The sequence below is a fragment of the Psychrobacillus sp. NPDC096389 genome, assembly GCF_044762855.1.
In the GTDB taxonomy this organism is placed as follows: domain Bacteria; phylum Bacillota; class Bacilli; order Bacillales_A; family Planococcaceae; genus Psychrobacillus.
Genome location: NZ_JBIWFB010000001.1, coordinates 519,052 through 539,634, shown reverse-complemented (window position 1 = coordinate 539,634; position 20,583 = coordinate 519,052). Strand labels below are relative to the sequence as shown.

23 protein-coding genes are annotated in these 20,583 nt (G+C 33.8%); 3 read left to right on the top strand and 20 right to left on the bottom strand.

Features of this window, described 5'->3' with window-relative positions:
• Positions 1–59: 59 nt before the first annotated feature.
• From ACIQ38_RS02575 to ACIQ38_RS02520, 12 genes are all read right to left on the bottom strand, one after another.
• On the bottom strand, positions 60–1,112 hold the full coding sequence (locus ACIQ38_RS02575; protein WP_402817530.1) for a tripartite tricarboxylate transporter substrate binding protein: 1,053 nt from the start codon (positions 1,110–1,112) through the stop codon (positions 60–62).
• A complete protein-coding gene (locus tag ACIQ38_RS02570) occupies positions 1,099–2,007 on the bottom strand; it encodes a DUF1932 domain-containing protein (RefSeq protein ID WP_402817527.1) in 909 nt (302 codons plus the stop codon). Before ACIQ38_RS02570 ends, ACIQ38_RS02575 begins: the two co-directional genes overlap by 14 nt.
• On the bottom strand, positions 2,000–2,698 hold the full coding sequence (locus ACIQ38_RS02565) for a 4-carboxy-4-hydroxy-2-oxoadipate aldolase/oxaloacetate decarboxylase (protein WP_402817524.1): 699 nt from the start codon (positions 2,696–2,698) through the stop codon (positions 2,000–2,002). The genes ACIQ38_RS02570 and ACIQ38_RS02565 overlap by 8 nt, the downstream gene beginning before the upstream one ends.
• Complete coding sequence (locus ACIQ38_RS02560; RefSeq protein WP_402817522.1) at positions 2,695–3,417, bottom strand: PIG-L deacetylase family protein; 723 nt, start codon at positions 3,415–3,417, stop codon at positions 2,695–2,697. The genes ACIQ38_RS02565 and ACIQ38_RS02560 overlap by 4 nt, the downstream gene beginning before the upstream one ends.
• Before the next feature lie 10 nt (positions 3,418–3,427).
• Complete coding sequence (locus tag ACIQ38_RS02555) at positions 3,428–4,312, bottom strand: DUF6282 family protein (RefSeq protein WP_402817520.1); 885 nt, start codon at positions 4,310–4,312, stop codon at positions 3,428–3,430.
• 101 nt (positions 4,313–4,413) lie between these two features.
• The gene (locus ACIQ38_RS02550) at positions 4,414–5,271 is read right to left on the bottom strand and encodes a fumarate hydratase (RefSeq protein WP_402817518.1); all 858 of its coding nucleotides are present in this window, start codon (positions 5,269–5,271) and stop codon (positions 4,414–4,416) included.
• A gap of 2 nt (positions 5,272–5,273) precedes the next feature.
• Entirely contained in the window at positions 5,274–5,783 is a 510-nt protein-coding gene (locus ACIQ38_RS02545; RefSeq protein WP_402817516.1) for a fumarate hydratase C-terminal domain-containing protein, read from the bottom strand.
• Between the two features lie 298 nt (positions 5,784–6,081).
• Positions 6,082–7,275 (bottom strand): CaiB/BaiF CoA transferase family protein, encoded by a 1,194-nt coding sequence (locus tag ACIQ38_RS02540; RefSeq protein WP_402817514.1) that lies wholly within the window; start codon positions 7,273–7,275, stop codon positions 6,082–6,084.
• 4 nt (positions 7,276–7,279) lie between these two features.
• Positions 7,280–8,215 carry an HpcH/HpaI aldolase/citrate lyase family protein gene (locus ACIQ38_RS02535; RefSeq protein ID WP_402817512.1) on the bottom strand — a complete coding sequence of 312 codons (936 nt, stop codon included), beginning with the start codon at positions 8,213–8,215 and terminating at the stop codon, positions 7,280–7,282.
• Between the two features lie 37 nt (positions 8,216–8,252).
• On the bottom strand, positions 8,253–8,915 hold the full coding sequence (locus ACIQ38_RS02530; protein ID WP_402817510.1) for a FadR/GntR family transcriptional regulator: 663 nt from the start codon (positions 8,913–8,915) through the stop codon (positions 8,253–8,255).
• 20 nt (positions 8,916–8,935) lie between these two features.
• Positions 8,936–9,220 carry a hypothetical protein gene (locus ACIQ38_RS02525; RefSeq protein ID WP_402817508.1) on the bottom strand — a complete coding sequence of 95 codons (285 nt, stop codon included), beginning with the start codon at positions 9,218–9,220 and terminating at the stop codon, positions 8,936–8,938.
• Between the two features lie 12 nt (positions 9,221–9,232).
• Positions 9,233–10,585: a TRAP transporter large permease subunit gene (locus tag ACIQ38_RS02520; RefSeq protein ID WP_402817506.1), complete on the bottom strand. Its 1,353-nt coding sequence runs from the start codon at positions 10,583–10,585 to the stop codon at positions 9,233–9,235.
• Positions 10,586–10,810: 225 nt separating this feature from the next.
• On the opposite strand from ACIQ38_RS02520, the gene ACIQ38_RS02515 reads away from it, so the two are divergent.
• The gene (locus ACIQ38_RS02515) at positions 10,811–11,062 is read left to right on the top strand and encodes a hypothetical protein (protein WP_402817504.1); all 252 of its coding nucleotides are present in this window, start codon (positions 10,811–10,813) and stop codon (positions 11,060–11,062) included.
• 645 nt (positions 11,063–11,707) lie between these two features.
• On the opposite strand, the gene ACIQ38_RS02510 is transcribed toward ACIQ38_RS02515, so the two are convergent.
• Both ACIQ38_RS02510 and ACIQ38_RS02505 read right to left on the bottom strand, forming a co-directional pair.
• A complete protein-coding gene (locus ACIQ38_RS02510; RefSeq protein ID WP_402817502.1) occupies positions 11,708–12,217 on the bottom strand; it encodes a YdcF family protein in 510 nt (169 codons plus the stop codon).
• 73 nt (positions 12,218–12,290) lie between these two features.
• Entirely contained in the window at positions 12,291–12,446 is a 156-nt protein-coding gene (locus ACIQ38_RS02505; RefSeq protein ID WP_402817500.1) for a hypothetical protein, read from the bottom strand.
• Positions 12,447–13,053: 607 nt separating this feature from the next.
• On the opposite strand from ACIQ38_RS02505, the gene ACIQ38_RS02500 reads away from it, so the two are divergent.
• Together ACIQ38_RS02500 and ACIQ38_RS02495 are read left to right on the top strand one after the other, a co-directional pair.
• Complete coding sequence (locus ACIQ38_RS02500; RefSeq protein WP_402817498.1) at positions 13,054–13,866, top strand: DUF2599 domain-containing protein; 813 nt, start codon at positions 13,054–13,056, stop codon at positions 13,864–13,866.
• A gap of 328 nt (positions 13,867–14,194) precedes the next feature.
• On the top strand, positions 14,195–14,371 hold the full coding sequence (locus ACIQ38_RS02495; protein ID WP_402817496.1) for an acyltransferase: 177 nt from the start codon (positions 14,195–14,197) through the stop codon (positions 14,369–14,371).
• Positions 14,372–14,401: 30 nt separating this feature from the next.
• Here the strand turns inward: ACIQ38_RS02495 and ACIQ38_RS02490 are convergent, their stop codons facing one another.
• From ACIQ38_RS02490 to ACIQ38_RS02465, 6 genes are read right to left on the bottom strand one after another with little or no spacing between them, the layout of a single operon-like run.
• Positions 14,402–15,541: an aminotransferase class I/II-fold pyridoxal phosphate-dependent enzyme gene (locus tag ACIQ38_RS02490; protein WP_402817494.1), complete on the bottom strand. Its 1,140-nt coding sequence runs from the start codon at positions 15,539–15,541 to the stop codon at positions 14,402–14,404.
• On the bottom strand, positions 15,542–16,189 hold the full coding sequence (locus ACIQ38_RS02485; protein ID WP_402817492.1) for an acetyltransferase: 648 nt from the start codon (positions 16,187–16,189) through the stop codon (positions 15,542–15,544).
• On the bottom strand, positions 16,186–16,815 hold the full coding sequence (locus tag ACIQ38_RS02480; RefSeq protein WP_402817490.1) for a sugar transferase: 630 nt from the start codon (positions 16,813–16,815) through the stop codon (positions 16,186–16,188). Before ACIQ38_RS02480 ends, ACIQ38_RS02485 begins: the two co-directional genes overlap by 4 nt.
• Before the next feature lie 41 nt (positions 16,816–16,856).
• Entirely contained in the window at positions 16,857–18,077 is a 1,221-nt protein-coding gene (locus ACIQ38_RS02475) for a glycosyltransferase family 4 protein (RefSeq protein WP_402817488.1), read from the bottom strand.
• Positions 18,078–19,292, bottom strand: coding sequence for an O-antigen ligase family protein (locus ACIQ38_RS02470; protein ID WP_402817486.1), 1,215 nt, complete (start codon positions 19,290–19,292; stop codon positions 18,078–18,080). It lies immediately after the preceding gene.
• Entirely contained in the window at positions 19,279–20,544 is a 1,266-nt protein-coding gene (locus tag ACIQ38_RS02465; RefSeq protein ID WP_402817484.1) for a lipopolysaccharide biosynthesis protein, read from the bottom strand. Before ACIQ38_RS02465 ends, ACIQ38_RS02470 begins: the two co-directional genes overlap by 14 nt.
• Positions 20,545–20,583: the final 39 nt, after the last annotated feature.

Here is a 20,583-nt window from a genome sequence, read left to right as displayed (position 1 = left end):
TTTATTTCCCCCTATGTTTGAAAGAAAATAGGGGCTTCTAACTCAGAAGCCCCTTTTAACTATTGAGCCATTTCCATTACTTTTAATACTTCAAGAATCGTTTCATTTTGCTCATCTAAAGCTGTTTTGAATGAATCAGCATCCAAATACGCAGGTTCCCAACCGTTAGATTTCATTTCTTGTTGCCATTCTGGTGTTTCGGAAAGTTGCTTTAAAGCATCGTTCCAGTAATCTTTTGCTTCAGTAGACATTTCCTTAGGACCAAATACGCCACGCCAGATGCTAAAATCACCATTAATATTTAATTCTTGTAATGTTGGAACATCTGCAAAGTCACCATCTAAACGTTTTGGTGCATTTAAAGCTAGTACCTTAATTTCCCCAGCTTTTAAATACTGTGCAACGTCGGAAGCTCCACTAGAGAGTACATCAACATGCTTACCTAATAATGCAGTCATAGACTCACCGTTACCACTAAAAGGAACATATTTTAATTTCGTGATATCTACTCCTTCATTGTATGCTGATAAAGCAAAGTTTAAATGCCACATGGAACCTGCAGAAGATCCTCCACCTATCGATAGTTTTGAAGGATTATTTTTCAAATCTTCTAGTAAACTAGGTAAATCATTGTAGGGTGAATCTTTCTGAACAGCAATTACACCATAGTCTTGAAATAATTGTGCAAGCGGCGTTGTATCTTTATGACCATATGGACTATTGGCTTCAGAACGTAAGTTATTAATTAATAACGAAGGTGAGTTAACGAACACTTTGTAATCATCTTTTATATCTTTCGTAGCATAAGTTGCCATGAATACAGCACCACTTCCACCTGGTACATTCTCAACACTCATTTGTTCTGTTACAATGGATGTTTTTTCTAAAGCGCTTACAATGGAACGCGCTGCAATATCCCATGAACCACCAGCACCTGAAGGAGCAACCATTGTAATAGGTTTTTCAGGATATGTTGAAGTATTTTCTACTACAGGGGCTGAAGTCTCTGTGGAATCACTAGCTTCTACTTCAGTTGGCTCTGTTTTATCACTACATGCAACTAGCAAAAAAGTTAAAACTAAAAAGAACCATATACCGTTAAACTTTCTCATCTTCTAAATCCTCCTCATTTATCTCATTTAATTTTTGAATGACAACTTGAAATGATGCAGGAACTTCATGTTGATAGATTACATCTAACTCCTTAGATGCAATATATTCTAGTTTTTCTTTTGTTGCTTTTGATAAATCATTTCGAATGGACAATTCCTCCATCATCATCATTGCCTCTTGCATTTCAAAAGCCCGGCGATTTGCATGGATTGCGGTACGTGGTATATACTTTTCTGCTAGTTGTTCGAGATCGAAGTTCTTAAATGTTTGATTAATAGAGTCTGTAATGTGTGGTAAGATATTCATTTTTGAAGCTGCCTGTAAAGTTTCGATCAGTAAACCTGTAAAACCCTTCACAAAAATACTTCGCGTAATTTTGATAGAGGAGGCATCACCAACGTGCTCACTTATAGCACTTGTTTTCATTTGGCAATTCGTTAGTATAACAGCCGTCTCATGTGCATTTGCACCGCTTAATAATATAGGTACACGGTGCTTATTAGGGGGTACTGATTCCATAACAGCGCCATCTAAAAATTGAACAGCTGTATATTCAAATACCTTAGCTATTTCCTTCTTTAGCCCTGGAGAAGCAGAATTCAAATCAATATAAGTCACCGGTTTATTTGCAATGGTTGCTACATCTTGTGCAATCCCTATTGCGAATTTAGCGCTCGTTAAACAGAATATGATATCAGTATTGTTTATTAATTCAGCGAGTGTGTCACAGGGATTTACATGTTGTTCCCTCATAAGTGCGAGCGTTCTTTCACGATGTGATTCCATAGTTAAAACAATGTCGTATGAAAAAACATCAACATTTGCAACATTTTTCAATCCACTACATATACTAGCGGCAGCCTCTCCAAACCCGATAAAGCCTAACTTAGTCATACGATTCCTCCGGCACTTTTTCATATACAACACCTTCAGTTTCTAAAACCTCACGTAAAGAATAGAAATCTAGACTTAATTGCAAACTATTAATCTTTTCTAATGTACCTACTTCTTTAGCCATACGTACTTTCGTTTTTTCAATGCTCTCTTCAGCAGATAATCTCGGGATAACAACAACACCATCATCATCTGCTATAAGAATATCTCCAGGGTTAATGACCACGTCATTTTTTTCAATAGGTACATTAACGGACCCTCCATATTTTTTGGTAGTCCCCTTGGGAGTAATATATTTCGTCCAAATCGGGAAATTCATGTCTTGTATCTGTTTGACATCTCGTATCCCGGATTCTGTTATTACTCCTTTTACGCCTCGCTTCATTAATGCTGTTATAATTAATTCCCCCAACATACCGTAACGACTTTCTTTTTCATCAGTCGTGATATAAACGATATCACCTGGTTTTACGGCTTCAATTGCCGCATGAATCATCAAATTATCCCCACTCTTACATACAACTGTTACAACTGGTCCTGCAATTCTTTTACCAGGTAAAATAGAGTGCAGTTCATCAGAAACAAGCCCTTTCTTACCTTGTGCTTCATATACGGTGGATACATCGAAAGTTTCAATAATTTCCACATGCTCTTTTATAGGTCGTTTAATATCAAGTACAATTTTTTTCATATTAACTCCCCATTAACTAATGGGAAGACTCGAGAAAAAGCTTCTGCTTGCTTGAATGCATTATTTCCAGAACATCTACGAGCATGGTTTCCACGAAGTTGTGCTTTCCATCCATAGTAATCTATTAAATGTTTTTGAGCCTTAAAGCAATTCATTGCCTTTACTTTCTTTTCAAATGCATTTGTAATATCAACAATAACATCTACTTCAAAATCGCTAATTTCTGGTTGATGCGGTTCAAAGCAAAATATTTTTGCTTGTTTAGCCGTTTTTGTTCCCTCAATGCGAACGCCATTAGAAGTGGAAAGTACTGCTGCATCGAATACATACTTATGCACCGTCTCATGATCCGGATTAAATGCATCTTTAGGTCCGTGAGAAATAATAATTTCTGGCGCCACTTCACGGATTTTCTTCGTTAGCTTAAACATTCGTTCATCATCAATAAACATGTGATAGTCTTCAAAATCCCACATTTCAATATTCCTTACACCCAATTCAGTAGCCGCTGCATGCATTTCTTCATCTCGTATCTTTTTCACTTGTTCTAATGTTTGGTTTTCTATATTCCAAAGATCATTTGATTCACCACGTGCTCCGTAACTTAAAACAACTAGATGTAAATCTGCACCTTGATCGATATAACTTGCAATTGTTCCACCTGCACGCCATACAAAATCAGCTGCATGGGCGCTTACTACTAACACTTTTGAACTCATAATCTCACTCCTATACTGTAATTAGTTGCGATGTATTAGTTACAATCATTTGTTGAACATCTTGTCTGGTGAAATCGTTTTCAATCAGATTATTAATAAATAGTAACAATCCCTCATCCGGAAACATACCGTTTGGTTGCCCTAAATCTGTCGATAAAATGGCATTTCTTACACCAACAAACTTCAATTCTTCATATACTCGTTCCCATGTTACTTTTTTAGAGTTTGGTGTAGTGAAGCAATATTCCATTGTCGCACCTAATTCAACAAGTTCCTTTTGTTGCTCTTTTGAAAGATTAATAGAAGGGAAATTAGGATGAGTAACCACCAACTTATTAAATCCTTCACTATTTGTATATTTTGCTAAAGCATAAATTTCTTTTGGACTTAGATGTCCTGTTGCTAGCACAAGGTTATACTCTTTAACAATTTCAACAATATCTTTTACTTCTTCTTTTATACTGTCCCCATCTAAAATTGAAATTCCTTTTTTTGCTTTCCCCTTTTCCATCAATTCCATTTGCATCTTCGCCCAATGGGGAAGTTTTTCTGGTTTATTTAAAGCAAAAACATCCTGCTCATTCTTCGCATCAAATGTGGGCATCCAAATAATTTTGGTACCATCACGGGCGGCCATTTCAGCAGCAATCATATTTAAACCACCTACTGCGTGATTTAAACAAAGTGCACCAATTGCTTCAATTTCAGGGTAAAGCGCATTTATTAATTTTGCTCTTCCCGCACTTGAACTGTGATGGGATTTAATAGCGTATCCTTTCATCCCTAAACTTCTTATACGTTCTGCCATTTCTAAGTCATCTAATTTACGACATAAAAAGTCCGGTCCTGTATGAACATGTAAATCATACGCACCTTCTAATAACTCCTCATTCATTCCCTACACCCCTTGAATTTAAAATAGAGTTACAGTATTGTTGAACAATGCTGTAACTCTATTTTAAACATTCAATTTATTCAATGTCAACACTTTTCTGATTATTCCAAACAAACACTGTGTCTCCGGGGATCTATAGAACATCCCAAACGCATTGATACGATACGTACACCACTAGCACGCTGGGGAGCAATCCGAACAAAAGCACCCAAACTTGTAATATTTCCACCAAGCCCTAGAGATCCAACATTCTCTTTATTAATCTCCGTCACAATCTGTTGCTCAATGTCTGTTTGATGATTAAAGTTCGCTTCATACATTGCCCGTAGCATATATGAACTTGCTTCAAAATGCGTTCGCCCAATGCCAACAAATGGAACAGCAGGCGTACATCCTAATTTACTTACGCCTTCTTTAATCCAACCAATCACTTCATTAATGACATTTTGTCCATCATGTTTATGAAAAACTCGATAGGTTTTTCCCCTTATTTCTGGGCCTCCCCCTAGCATAAGTACAGTAATTTTAATCCCTTTTCCTTGATGTTCCATTAACAGAACAGGTGCCGCTTCAAGTTTGCTTGGATCATCATACATACCTAAAGTTTGACCAAGTCGTTCCATTTCGTTTCCTATAACTGCCATTGGCCTACCAGGTAGTTCAGCTAATCCCTCTTTAATCCCTTGTTGAATGTAGCTCTGAATTTTACCAGGTACAACTTCATCGTTTCCAATAGACAATACAATATGAGGAATTCCTGTATCATCACAGATCGGAGAATGATTTAAACTCGCCAGAAGGGCATTTTCTATATTTTGCTTTAACACCCATTTACTTTTTTCATCCTCTTCAATTTCTAATGCTTTGTAATATGCTTGTAATTGATCTTCCCGGAACCTACTGCTAGCACCTATAACAGCTTCTTTCGCAGCCTGTATGATTCGTTCCCCTATAATCATCATTATCTCTCCTTATAAATTGATACACCATTAACTGCAGCAACCATACATGGTAATTTTTGAACCGTAATTTCGTGAAACGCTTCCATCCCTAGTTCTGGAAATGCAACCATTTTAACTTTTATTACTTTGCTTTTAATTAACGCTGTTACAGGAGGGATTACTGCAAAGATTGCGTTTTCTCCTTTTAGTCTTTTAATTGTCTCTGGCATAATCTCACCTTTACCAAGATGAATTTTTACACCAGCTTTAGATAAAGGGACAATACTCTCTTCGATTTCGACTTTATTACTAGTAGTTGGTCCAATTCCTGCTACACTAACAGCTGAATGAAAAATTACAGATCCTTGCAAATCAATCTTCATTTGTTCTAGACCATTTCCACGAGAAAGCTCTACAATCTTTGGCAGAACGGCATCTCTTCCCACATATATTTTTCCTGTTAGCTCTAACAAATCCCCTGGGTTTAACATTGTTACATCTAATAACGGATTTGGTATCTGTAATTCCACTCCATCAGCTCCTCGCAAGGTTGTATAATTACATTTTTAACTTATTCAACGCTAGTGGGCATTCTTTGAGAAAGAAATGAGTAAATTTGAGTTTATCATTGGAAAAGTTGGTAAGAAAAGAAGCCGTTGCAGATAGTTAGTGTATACCGACTTTCTGAACAGCTCCTTCCTTTGAATCTATAAGGATTGATTACTTGCTAGTGTATAGAGATATCCTTGTACTGAGGATTTACCAACCAAATTCAAATACAAAAAACAAACAGGAATAAGAGGCAATTTAAATAGAGTAACCGTAACGTCAAATAACACCCATCTTTCTGAGTTCTCGTATCTGTTCATCTGATAATTGGACCTTTTCTTTTAAAACTTCTTCGGTATTTTGTCCTTTATCGGGACCTAGGTGGCGTACCGTGCCTGGCGTTTTTGAAAACTTTGCCACAACGTTTGGAACACGCATTTCCCCAAAGTCATTGTCTTTCACCTTTATAAAGGATTCATTATATTGATAATGAGGGTCTTCAAATAATTGAGCAATATTGTACATAGGACCTACAACTGCGCCAGCTTTACTAAAACTCTCAACAACTTCTACATAAGAGTACTGTTTAATCCAATTGCCTATAATTCCATCTAGTTCTTCTACATTTTTTAAGCGCTGTTCATTTGTAAAAAATTTCGGATCGTTAATTAAGTCCTCTCGCCCAATGGCACGGAAAATATTTTCTACAATTGACTGTGTGGAACCAGACAAGGCAACCCATGTATTATCTTTTGTTAAATAGGTATTCCTTGGGGCAGTTTGCAAACTACTATTACCAATAGGTTCAGGGATTCTTCCTAATTGATCATAAGCTGTAATTTGTGGTTCTAGTAATCGCATTAATGGTTCATATAAATTGATATCAATTTGTTGTCCTTCTTCAACACCATTTTTTATCTGTGCATAGAGTGCAATCATAATAGAAAGTGCCCCAAAAATACTAGACACACCATCTGCTAGTGCCATGCCTGGCAAAGTTGGTCTGCCACCTTTTTCGCCATTAACGGAAGTAAATCCGCTCATAGCTTCAGCAACTGTTCCGAAGCCACCTCGTTTTGCATAAGGTCCCTCTTGCCCAAAGCCTGTAATGCGTAATAAGATTAATTTAGGATTTGTCTCTAGTAATGTTGACCAATCTAATCCCCATTTATCCAACGTTCCAGGTCGAAAGTTTTCTACAACAACATCTGTGTCTTTTACTAATTGTAAAAAAATTTTTTTTCCTTCCGATGTTTTTAAGTTTAGAGTAATGCCTTTTTTATTACGATTAAGTGTTTTCCAAAATAAACCTTGACCTTCCTTTTGAGCACCATACTTTCTTGCATGATCCCCGTTCTGAGGATGTTCTACTTTGATTACTTCCGCACCGTAATCTGCTAAGAATGTGCTAGCCCATGGTGCAGCTAACATGGTAGATATATCTAAAATCTTTAATCCTTGTAGCGGCGACACTGGATCACACTCCCTTCATTTGAGATTCATAGTGCATTTTAGCTGCTTGTTTCATTTCCTCGTATTGCCTATACATTTCATATTGTTCGAGAATACGCTTAGCTTTTTCATAATGTGGCATATCAATCATTCTTCCATTGAATTTAATGGCAGCTAGCCCTTCTTGGATTGCCTTTTCAAAGGTTTCAATCACTTGCTTAGCTTCTGCTATTTCTTCAGCATTTGGCATAAAAGCATTATTCAATATTTCTACATTTGATGGATGAACGCAGCTATTACCAGCAAAACCATGTTCATAAGCTAAACGTGCACTATATGTAAGCTCTTCTAAATCTGCATAGTTTGCAATACTCGACATTAAACCCATCGGTACTACGTTATAAGCACGAGCCGCAATACATATTTGCATACGAATATTTTTTAGTGCCTCCGCAGTAGAATTATTTATTTTCATTTGTAGATCCTCTACAAAATCTTCGGCACCTAAAGATACAGATTGTATTCGATTACTACTCTGTAAAATGGAGGTTAGATTCATATAGCCCTTAGCTGTTTCGATTAAAACAGCTAATAGGATTGAACCACTTTTGAGACCATGTTGAATTTCAACATTCGTAAGAAAGGTGTCGATTTTTTTGATCTGTTCGACCGACTCCACTTTAGGTACATAGATCCCTGTTAATAAGGGAGAGATAGATGCAAGAATATCATCCCATATAAGTTCTTCCGTGTTATTCACACGTACATATACCGCACTGCCACCCTTAGAGGCACTTTCAATCCCATTTGATAAATACGAACGGGCTTCTATTTTGCGTGTGTACGGTACACTGTCCTCCAAGTCTAATACAATAATATCCGCATTGCGTAATGGAGCCTTTTGGACAAATTTTTCATTTATTATAGGCATAATAAGTCTTGATCGGTGAGGATGCAGCATAATAAGTTTCCCCCTTTTTAAAAGTGCTTCCTTTAATTTATAAATGGAGTCGTTTTCGCATATGTTCAAAGTGACGACGTACAGCCTGTTCGCTTTTTAATATATCCCGTTTTTTAATTGCGCTTAATAATTCTAAATGTTCATCAACTGCATGTGTTTGATGTAATTTATTTGTAAAGTTTTGATCGCGTACTTCTTTAATAAGTTGCATATTCAATTTAATAAAGTTTTCTAACACGTGATTATTGCAAGCTGAGGCAAGAGCCAAATGGAAGTAGGTAGATGAACTGAAATCATCTTCATCTTTTTGACGCTTCAATAAGTCTTCAATTTCTTGGATTTCCTCATCTGTAATTCGTGCACATACCAATGTACACATCCCTACTTCCAAAAGCTCCCTCGCTTCTAATAGATCAAGAATTTCAGATTTTTTTAGTTCTTTTAAAATATCTTCTTCAACTGAAATAATGGAATCAACCGGTTTAATGAGAATGCGTCCTGCGCCTGGCCTAGTTTCAATAATGCCTCTTGATTCTAATACTCGAAAAGCATCACGTAACGTACCACGACTAACATTTAGTTGCTCAGCAAAACTTCTTTCTGTCGGTAATTTCTCACCGATTTTGAAGTTGTTTTTTTCCGTGTTTATTTGGATATAAGAAATGACTTGTTCATACAATCTTTGATGTTGGATTTTCATACTGATGACTCCTTTGACAACTATACATTTACCCCTGAATGTCTTGTCTCTATAATTTGTTCTTCCATTTCTTCTTCGGATAAAATATTGGAAGTTTTATTTTTGATTGCAGGGATTATAAAGCCAAGTACACCTGCAATCGAACTCAAAATAAACGCTGGCTTTGCTAATAAATCGTTTACTTTGATAATTAACTCTCCCTGTTGGAAAAGTAATCCTGCCATTTGGCTAAAAACTAGAATTGCTCCAAGACTTAGAAAAGCAATTAAAGAAAATATAAAAATTTTATCAAGAACTTTCATCATTATTAATTCCTCCTATACTGGTATTGGTAAAATCCCCATTGCAATAAATACGCCAATTAAAAAAACAGGAATTACATAGTAGAAGATGAGTGGTGAAAATGTTTTACCAGGTTCAGCTTGCGCAATACCCGAGGCAATAAAAATTGGTGCTGAAGAAGGAGGTGAAGAACCTTCCGTTGAAGCAAACATTAATATTGCTACTACTGCTAATGTAGGATGTACACCTGCAGAAACTAAAGCTGTAAAAGCAACAAGTCCAATAGCTGTCAGTGTTGCAGTACCGGATAATGGTCCGGCTACTAATACGATTAAAGCACCTACAACGACAATGACTAGCCAAGAAGGCAAATGTAATGTTGCTAACATGGATGTTAGATCTTCACTTAAGCCTAATTGTTTTAAATTTTCGCTTGCCGCAAACGCAAATAATAACAATACACCAATCACAGAAAATTTACTTGTAGCTCCATGCAAAAAAGTATTCCATTCTGAAAAAGATTTCGGCAATTTTTTATAACCAATGATCATGCTGATAGATGTAATTAAAACAGGTACCCAAACTAGTAAAGAAATACTGTCGATTGCCCCTTCACCAATATTGGGGTTTGCCATTAGAAGTTCAGCAAACGGTCCAATCGTAATTGTAAGCGGTATCAAAATTCCAAAGAAAATAAATAATGATTTCCATCCCATAATAAATGTTTTCTTTAGTGGTGCAATATCATCGCTTTTAAAGGTCTGTATATTATGCTTTTTCACGAACCAAAAAGTTAATATGACTCGATAGAAAACTTGATATAGACCACCGATCAAAAGAGCAAAAAATAAATCACCTTCAGATACTATGGCAGCAATTGGAGCAAAACCTAATAATATAAACATCGAACTACTAGGAGGTAATGCAATCCCCAATCCAGCATTACCCGCACAAACGGTTGCTGCTAATGCAGGTGGCCACTTAGATTTTATCATCCAAGGAATAGTTACTGATCCTGTTGTAGCAGCATTACCAGAACCAGATCCAGAAATTAGTCCGAAAATTGTAGAACTAGCTGTATCAACATGTGCTGGACCACCAGGTACTCGACCTAATAGAGAGTTTAGAATATTGATAAGTAATGTAATAATCCCAGTCTTATCGATGACATAAGCCATAAATACAAATGCTAACGCTGCAAATAAAACTTCATTTGTTGCACCAAATACAATCCCATCCCACATCATATTCAATGCATTTGTTCCGCCAAATAAAGCGGTTACAAAAAATCCTATAATCATCGCTTCACCAATACTTCGTTTAAGCATTGTTGTCCAAACAATGATCAGTAAAATAAATACAATCAACGCAATAAAACCAATTCCCATAACATTCACCCCTTTTTCAAAATTATTATTTGGATAATTGGATGAACCAATTATCCAATATTGACTGAATATTGTCAATAAATTATTTTTTTCGTTTGAAGTTATCTCCAATACTGTGACCTGATTAGGAAAAGTTGCTATTTGTCGACCAAAGTTTAACTCTTTTAAAATAAGGTGCATATATATCAGGACAACTTACTAATAAAAATTTAGGAGGTAATTATGATGAAAAGAAGAATGATTGCTTTACCTTTTGCATTAACGTCTTTACTTATGTTAGGTGCATGTGGTGACGACGATACAGACGTGGAAGAAATTGAAATAAATGATCCAGTGATTGAAGATGATGGGGAAAACGATGCTGATGTTGAGAACGAAGTAAATGATGAGGATGTGGAGGTAATTGAAGAAAACGAAGATGCAGAAATGCAAGAGGAGGGTTCAATAAACGATTCGACGCATGATGCAAACAATTAAACGAAAGCACTTTTCACCTTTATATGAGTGAAGAGTGCTTGTTTCATTGAATTTTTGTCTATTAACGTATAGTTGGCATATATTAAAAGAAAAAAGCGCTCAAACGCACCTACCTCTATAACCCTTACAGTTAAGTTGGCGGTGTCAAAAACTAATTTGTTTGCGAGAATCCCCCTACTTACTACAGCGAGGGATGTTTTCTTGTGCATTAGTATACTTTTTAAATGTATCATAGTGGGGGAGAAAGGGTTGAAGTACTAATAAAATCTCTAAAAATCCCAGCTTTGTTTATTTCTAAAACAGAGATGCGTTTTTATCCCTAAAAACCTTTTTAAAGTTACCTTCTTTTTCGAATAGTTTCGACAAGATATCCCCGAAAATATTACTAATCATCGCTGCATGTACATAATTAACTTCGCCAATCCCTAAAATTTTGTAGAATGAATGCTTCAATGAGGGTACGTCTAATAGCACTGTTATAGACGCATCGTTAATAAATATCACTAATCAAACATTGAAATCACTGATTACTTCTTACTAATAATTACTTTAGAATCAAAGATCTAAAATAAATGCAGACATGCAAATTGTCGTCTATTATTAGAAAAGTAAAGTACTTTTTTACACAACGACACTTCTCGTTCCTTATCGCAATTCCAACTTATCCAAAAGCTCTTTTGATTCCGATCCATGAAATCCAAACAAATTTCCAAACAGCTTAATATACTCTCTAAACGTAATATCTCGATTCGATTTCTCTGCCCACCATCCTCTAGGGTTATATGCATTCATTTCCTCAGCCACATAAGTTAATCGAATATTACTATTTCGGAATGCTTTATCAAATAATACTTTAGCCCTCCTCATATGAAAGCTAGAAGAAACTACAATTGCAGACTCAAACTTGTACTCTTCCATTACCTCTTTCGAAAAAACAGCATTATCCAACGTACTGTCTGATTTCACTTCCATTAAAATGGAATCATCAGGTACACCTAATTCTAGTGCCCGTTCATAAAGATTTTCAACACTTCCATTGGATAACAGTAGATTAGGGGCATACCCTTCCTCATATAGCTGAAAACCTTTTTCTAAACGCCCGTCAGCACCACTTAAAACTATGATGACATCTGATTTTACTGGTTTTTCATTCACAACGAGAAAATCTCCAGCGTAGTTAAAGGCTACCAGTAATAATAATATCCCTACAAAGATTATCCATTTTTTCTTAAACATTGAAACCACGAAGTTCCACTAAATCTTCTTTCCTCTTATTCTGATCTTTTCTCAAGCGCATACAAATTCTCCTTTGTAAATTAGCCACTGTTCGCTTTGAGTCTCCAATCTTTTGAACAAAATTTCCGTTTGCTTTAATATTATTCAAGTAGGATTCCTCCTTTTAAACATAACAAACATCCTGCCTCTTAAATATAAAAATATCCACCATACTAACATCCTATGCGTGCTTGACTTCAACAAATATACTATGAAAAATAAAACTCTATTAAATTTTACTTCCGCTATATCATCCTACCAATAATGTCTAACACTTAAGTATTTTGCTCAAGAAATTTCCTCCATGACTTGATATTGACTTGCCGTGAGGAGAACACTATCACTAATACCATCTCTAAGGTCAACTTGGTTAACTTTGACTAATCTTTAAATATAGTAGATCAGCCTCCACATAACCCTTACATTTAATTCCAACCATTTGAAATCTATTTTAGAAAAAGGAATATTTATGGTGACACTTTTATAGGAAAATGATATTATTGTTTCGTTCACCAAAATAATACTAAAGATCTATTAAGTAGTTAGGAGTGCACGTTTTGAATTAGGTAATTTGTATCTGCTAAAGTTTTGTCTATTCCATTCCACGTAAATCTAGATTATCTGTAAATTAGAGAGACTTGGAGCTTGCCGCTGGATATATAGTGAAAAGTAAAAAGAACAGCTAGGAGAAAATAAAAATAATGAAGAGATTATGTATGAAAATAACAACTGGACTAATTATACTTTTACTAGTTATTAGTTTTAGTCAAATAACATCCGTTAGGGCAAGTGAAAAAGCAACTAATTTATTAACAGAAGAGAATAATAATATTGCAATTGGAAAACCTACTATTAGTTCTAATTTTAAAATAGAAAATCTCGAAACAAATTTATACAGTAAAGTAATTAAGGATGAAAGTGAAATTCTTAACATTTCACTTATTCCTTCAGTAGCAGAAACTACAGTTCAGGTACCAATTGAACTTAATAAAGGTGAATTTGTTGTTTTATACAAAAATGAATTAGGAAGAACCTTCAATTCTGGAAATATTTACAATAAGAATAATCGTTCATTAGGGATTATTCATGCAGAGCTAGTAAATAACGACGGAAAGGCACAATTGATATCCACCGTTATAAATGATAACACTTTGGAACTTAAGGTGAAGACAAAAAATCTTTCGGAAATGGTCCATATACAAGTAAAGATAAATGCGACCTCTTTCTCTACATATTTCAATAAAAGTGAATGGATTAATAGAAATGGAATTACTTCATTAAGCCTGACACAAAAAAATGACATTAATAGTTCGATAAATTCTGATCTGAATAAAGTAATAAAAATAGATGCCTGGGACAAAATAAAGTCTATCCATTACAGTAATATAAATTGGTACAATTCCGATGGCATGCAGGATCAATTTGATTGCCACTTTGATTTTGCTAAAAAGAAAGCACTTTGGAATTTAGAGCCCAATAGACCAGATTTAGATTACTTCTCCACTGTACTAGCATCATGTAACCCTTAATAGTATTTAATAAACAAAACAGCAGTAGACTTAATTTGGCTGCTGTTTTTATATGTTATTCAAACTTCATAAATCTTTAGAACCTAATTAAAATATATTCATTAGTTCAATAGGACTTTATATTATAAAATAAACTATATATTTTACTTATTAATTTACAATTTATATGATATTATTTAATAGAAATCCAACATATTATTTATCCTTATTTTTAAGTTCAACATCTTAAATGCTTGTACATATCAATACTTGAGGTAAATCCTCTTTTCTATGATGCAACAACTTTTAAGTAAGAACTTAACCTATTTTATCTTAGGAGGCGTAACTCTTGCAGCCCGATTTTGATTCAGAATTAGATAATATTCTCGGTCCCCGTAAAATTTTTCACATAATGGAGTGTGAAATTTGTGGATTCGATGAAATTTACTTTAAAGATCCCGAAACAGCTCAACAAATAGGAGTTGCCTGTGAAGGATGTCACTATATCAAAAAGTTTGATTTTTAAAGACAGTCAGTCACAATATTACTATCTCCTCTACATGATGGTATTCACAATTACATCTATTACCCTCATCTGCTCCTCAGCAGTCATCTTAGTATCTGAGGGCAAGCAAAGCCCATTGGCGAACAGAATCTCACTCACTGTTTCTTCTTCGTCATATGCAAAAAATTCACAATTCCTGAAAATAGGTTGTAGATGAAGTGGTTTCCATACTGGACGTGCTTCTATATTTTCAGCGTCTAGTACCTCTAAAAGATCATTTGATGAAATGCTAACCTTATCTGGGTCTAAGAGCATTACACTCAACCATCTATTAGAAAAAGTATCTGGCAACTCAGGACTAAAAGAAATACCTTCGATTAAACTCAAGCTATTTTCATACCTTTGGAAGATTGCACGTTTCTGTGCTACTCGTTCATCTAAAACTTCCAGTTGCCCACGTCCAATTCCTGCAAGTACATTACTTAAACGATAATTGTAACCAATTGTACTATGTTGATAATGCTTTGCTTCATCACGGGCTTGAGTAGCTAAAAAACGAGCATACTTCAAAGCTTCCACATCATTTGAAACAAGCATCCCCCCTCCTGAAGTTGTAATAATTTTATTACCGTTGAACGAATAAATACCAAATGCACCAAACGTTCCACTTTTTTGTCCTTTATACATAGAACCAAGCGACTCTGCTGCATCCTCTATAATGGGGACATCATACTGATTACACACCTTTAATAATTCATCCATTTTTGCACTTTGACCATATAAATTAACTATTATAACAGCTCGAGGTAGTTTTTCCTTAGCCTTAGCTTCTATAAAAGCTTTTTCTAATGCTTGGGGTGACATATTCCAAGTATCGAACTCTGAGTCGATAAATACTGGAGTTGCCCCCCGGTAAATAATCGGGTTTGCACTAGCAACAAAAGTTAAACTAGAACAAAACACAACGTCCCCTGCACCAACGCCGATTATGTTTAATGCCAAATCTATTGCTGCAGTACCAGAACTTACTGCGGCAGCATCGGCAATTTCTACGTATTTTGCTAACTCCCTTTCGAACTCATCCACATTCGGTCCAAGTGGCGCTATCCAGTTAGTTTCAAACGCTTTATTTATGTATTTTTGTTCATTCCCTCCCATATGTGGAGAAGACAATAAAATTCGATTACTCATTTAAAAAACCTCTCTCTTAATTACTTTTGCTGGTACTCCAACAGCAGTAGTATTAGATTCAATATTTGAAATAACTGAGCTTCCCGCTCCAACATTAGTCCAAGAACCTATTTCAATTCCAGGAATCACCGTGGCACCTGCTCCAATATGGCTTCCTTCTCCAACTACTACATTTCCCGTTAAGGTTGCTGTCGGAGAGACATGAACATAATTTCCAATAATACAGTCATGCTCAATTACACAGTTAGTATTAACTATCGCATGATTTCCAATAGTGACATCTGCATTTACTATGACTCCTGGCATTACAACAGTTCCGAAACCAATTTCCGTAGAATCACTTATTATTGTGCTTTTATGTATTACCTTCGCGTATTTTTCCAATGGAAGTGCTAATCTTTCCACTAACTGCTTTCGAATATAATTTGAGCCAATTGCAATTACAACTCTAATATCATCTTCAAGAATTTCTTCTATTCGATTAATCGGTCCCTTTAGAACTTGATGTTCATATATACTCTTTTGATATTTGTCATCTAACTTAGCGATAACCAATCCGCCTCGAGATTTCACCGAATCTTCAATTACTTTTGAATGTCCACTGTCGCCAATTAAGATAATCTTTTCCAGGATGCCACCAACTCTCAATCAATTTTATTTCCTTGAAATTTTGAAATCGTAGCTTGTCCTTTTTCGTTAATTCCCTCCTTTATAAATACTTTTTTCACAGTCACAAGTAAAATCTTGAAATCTAGCAAAAAAGACTGGTTATCTACATACCATATATCTAACTCAAACTTTTCTTCCCATGAGATTGCGTTCCTCCCATTAACTTGAGCCCAACCAGTTATACCAGGACGAACTTCATGTCTTCTTGCTTGCCTTTCATTATATAAAGATATATATTCCACTAATAATGGTCTCGGTCCCACAAAACTCATATCACCTTTTAATACATTCCAAAGCTGTGGAAGTTCATCTAAGCTTATCTTTCTTAAAAAGTTTCCAAATACAGTCAAGCGAACATGGTCTGGTAGCAACTCCCCTGCTTCATCCCGCTCATCTGTCATAGTTCTAAATTTATAAACTTTAAACAAGCGACCGTTTAATCCAGGTCTTTCTTGTTTAAATAATACTGGGGAACCAATCTTAAAATATATCAGTATAGAAGTTACTCCAATTACTGGTGACAAAAGAATCAAGGCAATGAAACTGACTGTAAAATCAAATATTCGTTTAAATTTAATTCCTAAATTTTTAATATTTTTTTTCATTTCTTTTCCTCATTTATCATTTGTAATTATTTCTTGTAGGTTTAAAATTTTTTTGACATTAAATCTTCATTTATTTCTAACAATAATTTTTTTTTCAGGACTTCCCATGAATAGTTTTCGAAAGCAAATTTCTTTATATGCTCTCTATCTGAATAAGTTGCATTTATTAACATATTTTTTAATTGTTCGATCGAATTTGAGTGAAATATCCCTTTTGATTCTTCTAAATGCCCTACACTCTCTAAACTAGAATACATAATAATAGGTAAACCTATGGAAAGGTAATCGTATATTTTGTTCATACTAAATCCCCATTTATAGAGAGGTGAGTCTTTCATCGATATTAGACCGCAATAAGCATGGCTTAGAATATACGGTATTTCAGATTTCGATATCGGATTGAGTATTGTAGTATTTTTTAGTTTCGTTTTTTTTACAAATTCAATCAATGAATTTCTGTGCAAACCATCACCGATAAATAGAAAATGGTAATCCTCTTCATTTTTCATACTTTGGGCTAATTCAAACAAAGGAAACATATGATTGGCTTCACCAAAACTTCCAATATAAATACAAATTTTCTTTCCCTTCAAAGGAATTAATATTTTTTCTATTTCATTATTTTTAGTATTTGAAGTTACTCTTTGTGTGCTATATCCGTTTGGTAAATATATGGTTTTACTCTTCATCAAGCCCTTTGTCAAAGCATATTTATGTGCATTTTCAAATAAGAATATAACTTTATCAGAATTTTTATAAAGGTGTTTTTCCATTTTGAAAAGTATTTTAGAAAGCATATTTTTTTCAGACAATATACCAAAATCAATAAAAGTTTGCGGCCATAAATCTCGCTCCTCAAAATAAAATAATGAATTATTTTTCTGAGCTTTTTTAAAACCTATAATAGGTGTTAAGGGATGCACACTCGAGCCTATTATTACATCCGGTTTTTCAATCTTTAAATAATCGTTTAAAACTTTGCTCAATCGCATAGAAAATACCGCTATATTTATAACTCTTTTTAATGAACCAATATATGAGGGTGTTTTAATCCAAGTAAAGTCTACTTGTTCAATTACTTCTTCTTTATAAAAATCTGACGTGTATTTCACTGTTTCTTTTTTTTCAAAATGATTAAAAGAGGAAGAAAAAATTCTCACCTTATGTCCACTTTTCACTAATTCATAGGCAAGGTCAAAGTGACGAGTTCCTCCAATAGAGTTTGGAGAGATTGCATAGTGATTTAATATCCATATAATCATTTAATCTCCCTTTCTAAATTCACCATATATTGATTTGCTAAATAAAAAATTATATTTTAACATTATTAATCCTATTAAAAATATCCAACGGTTATCAAATAAATCTCCAGATATTTGCGCTGTATATACGGTAAATAAATACATAACTACAAGGGCAGTTATTTGGTGAACATCTATTTCTTTTAAAACCAATTTATATTTCTTTATTAATATTTTTAATGGATACATTATTATCAAAATTAATATTAACAATCCAACTAAACCGTTCTCCATAAAAATTTCTGCAAATACATTATGAGGATAAATATATTCAGGATATTTCAATTCAAATGCACCCGTTCCATTTCCAAAGAGGATTGACTCTTTTCCCTTTAATATAGCTTGTTCTAATAACCATGTTCTAATATTAAAAGAATCACCTTTTTCATCGGAGAATAATAGTAGAAATCTTTGAAAGTACTTATTTTCTTGTATGACTGTCCAAAAAAAGATAATTGGAACTATCAAAATCATAAGCAACGAAAATAGCCTTAAAAGTCTGCTCTTATCTATTTTCTTTTGAACAATTATCACTATTAACAAATAAAATATTATAAATATAATAGAACCCAGAATCGTCTGTCTCGCTCCACTAAATAAAATTGCAGTCAAGAATATCCATATACTAATGAATTTAAATACACTTCTCTTAGAAGCAAAAACTAAAAAGATATTAGCTATTAATCCATAGAAGATCATTCTACTGAATGTATTAGGTCCACTACCTAAAAAAGTTAAACGCTCTGTTGTGAGTGTATTTGTAAGTAGACCAACTGTTATAGAAATAATAGAAATTACAATTGAAACATAATAGAAAGATTTAATTAAATTTATAATATCTATTTTAGTTTCTAGACAATTATCTATAATGATACTGAGTATAAACACATAAATTACAAATTCTATTGTTTTATTGTAGCCATATTCACTAGCGGTTAGATAGTTCCCTAGCATCAAAACTATAGAAAAAATAAACAATAGTGAAGAATAGACTGGCGCTGAGATGACATATTCCTTTTTTTGGAGTATTAACATAAATAAAATCAATATTCCCATTCCATAAATGCTAAGGTATATGGGGATGCTTTCAAATAATCCGAGACTTGTCCTTCCTGAGAAAAGGATTAAAACAATAATTATCATTTGGAATGACTTAATAAATTTATGCGTATTCATTTTTCTTAACCTTTTCCTTTAGAAGATTTTTCATATAAAAGAATATAAAAATATACAATAATCCTTGTGAAATAGAGATTGTTATTAATACACTCTCCAAACTCAAGCTAATTTTGGAAAATAAGTGAAATACCAAAAAAGTTTGTATCCCTCTAACTAATTGCCATACAAGGAGAATTTTTTGTTTATTTAATATTTCCAAAGTCACCATCAGCGGGTAAACAACTATCTCTATTAAAAATAAAATGGACATGATACTCATTAATTTCCCTGAATATTCCCACTCTGATCCAAAAATAAAAGAAAAAATGCCGGAACCGAAAATTAAAAGTAATACATAAGGTAAACACGTAACTAAAAATAACTTCATTACAATTTTATTAAAGAGAATTTCTATTTTACCTAAGTTATCTGTTATAGTACGAATTTCTGAAATATACACTTGAGAAATAGATTTACCGATTAGAACCATTGGTGCGTTTACTATTTTCATTCCAAATGCATAGAAACCTGCAAGTTTCGGATTAAAGTATAATACTATTAAAAATGGTATAGACTGGCTTACAAGGATATAAAAAAATTCTGAAGTAGTAGAAAAAAGCATATAGTCTTTTTTCTCTACCATTACCCTTTTTAAAGATTCGATATTTATCTTTCCAGTTTTTCGAAAATTAACATTAGCATAGAAAGCCTTTATATTTGTAACTAATCGAGCACTAGCATCTCCAATTATCAAAGCACTTGGAATAATTTTCAAAATACCAAATCCAATTTGTATTAAGACCATAATAATGGAGTTAGAAATGAATAAGTCCTTTAGTTTATTAAACTCACCATTTCTTATATATAGACTAGAGTTAATCTTATTTAACCCCAAAGCAAATACTCCAAAAGGTATTAGGTATAAAAACCAAGAATATTCTTGAGATATTTGAAAGACTTCACATAAAGTTTCATTAAAAGTATAGAAAAGTAACAATAAAATTATGGAAAATAACATGTTAAAATACAGTGCTATCTTAATAAGAAAAAATGCTTTGGTATTATCTACTTCTGTCTGCATAGAAAGTTCAAGTTTTAATGTAGAAAGTATACTTAATGTTGAGATAAATATAGTATAAGTAGCTAATATTCCATATTCCTCTGGAGTATACAGTCTACTCAAAAGCGGAGAAGCTGCAAATAATATAATTTGACCAATAGCTGTTCCCTTGGCAATCGTAATTACATTTTTTATAAATTTATTCTTCATGAAAGTACTCATTACTTTCTATTAATATTTTTATCTCAT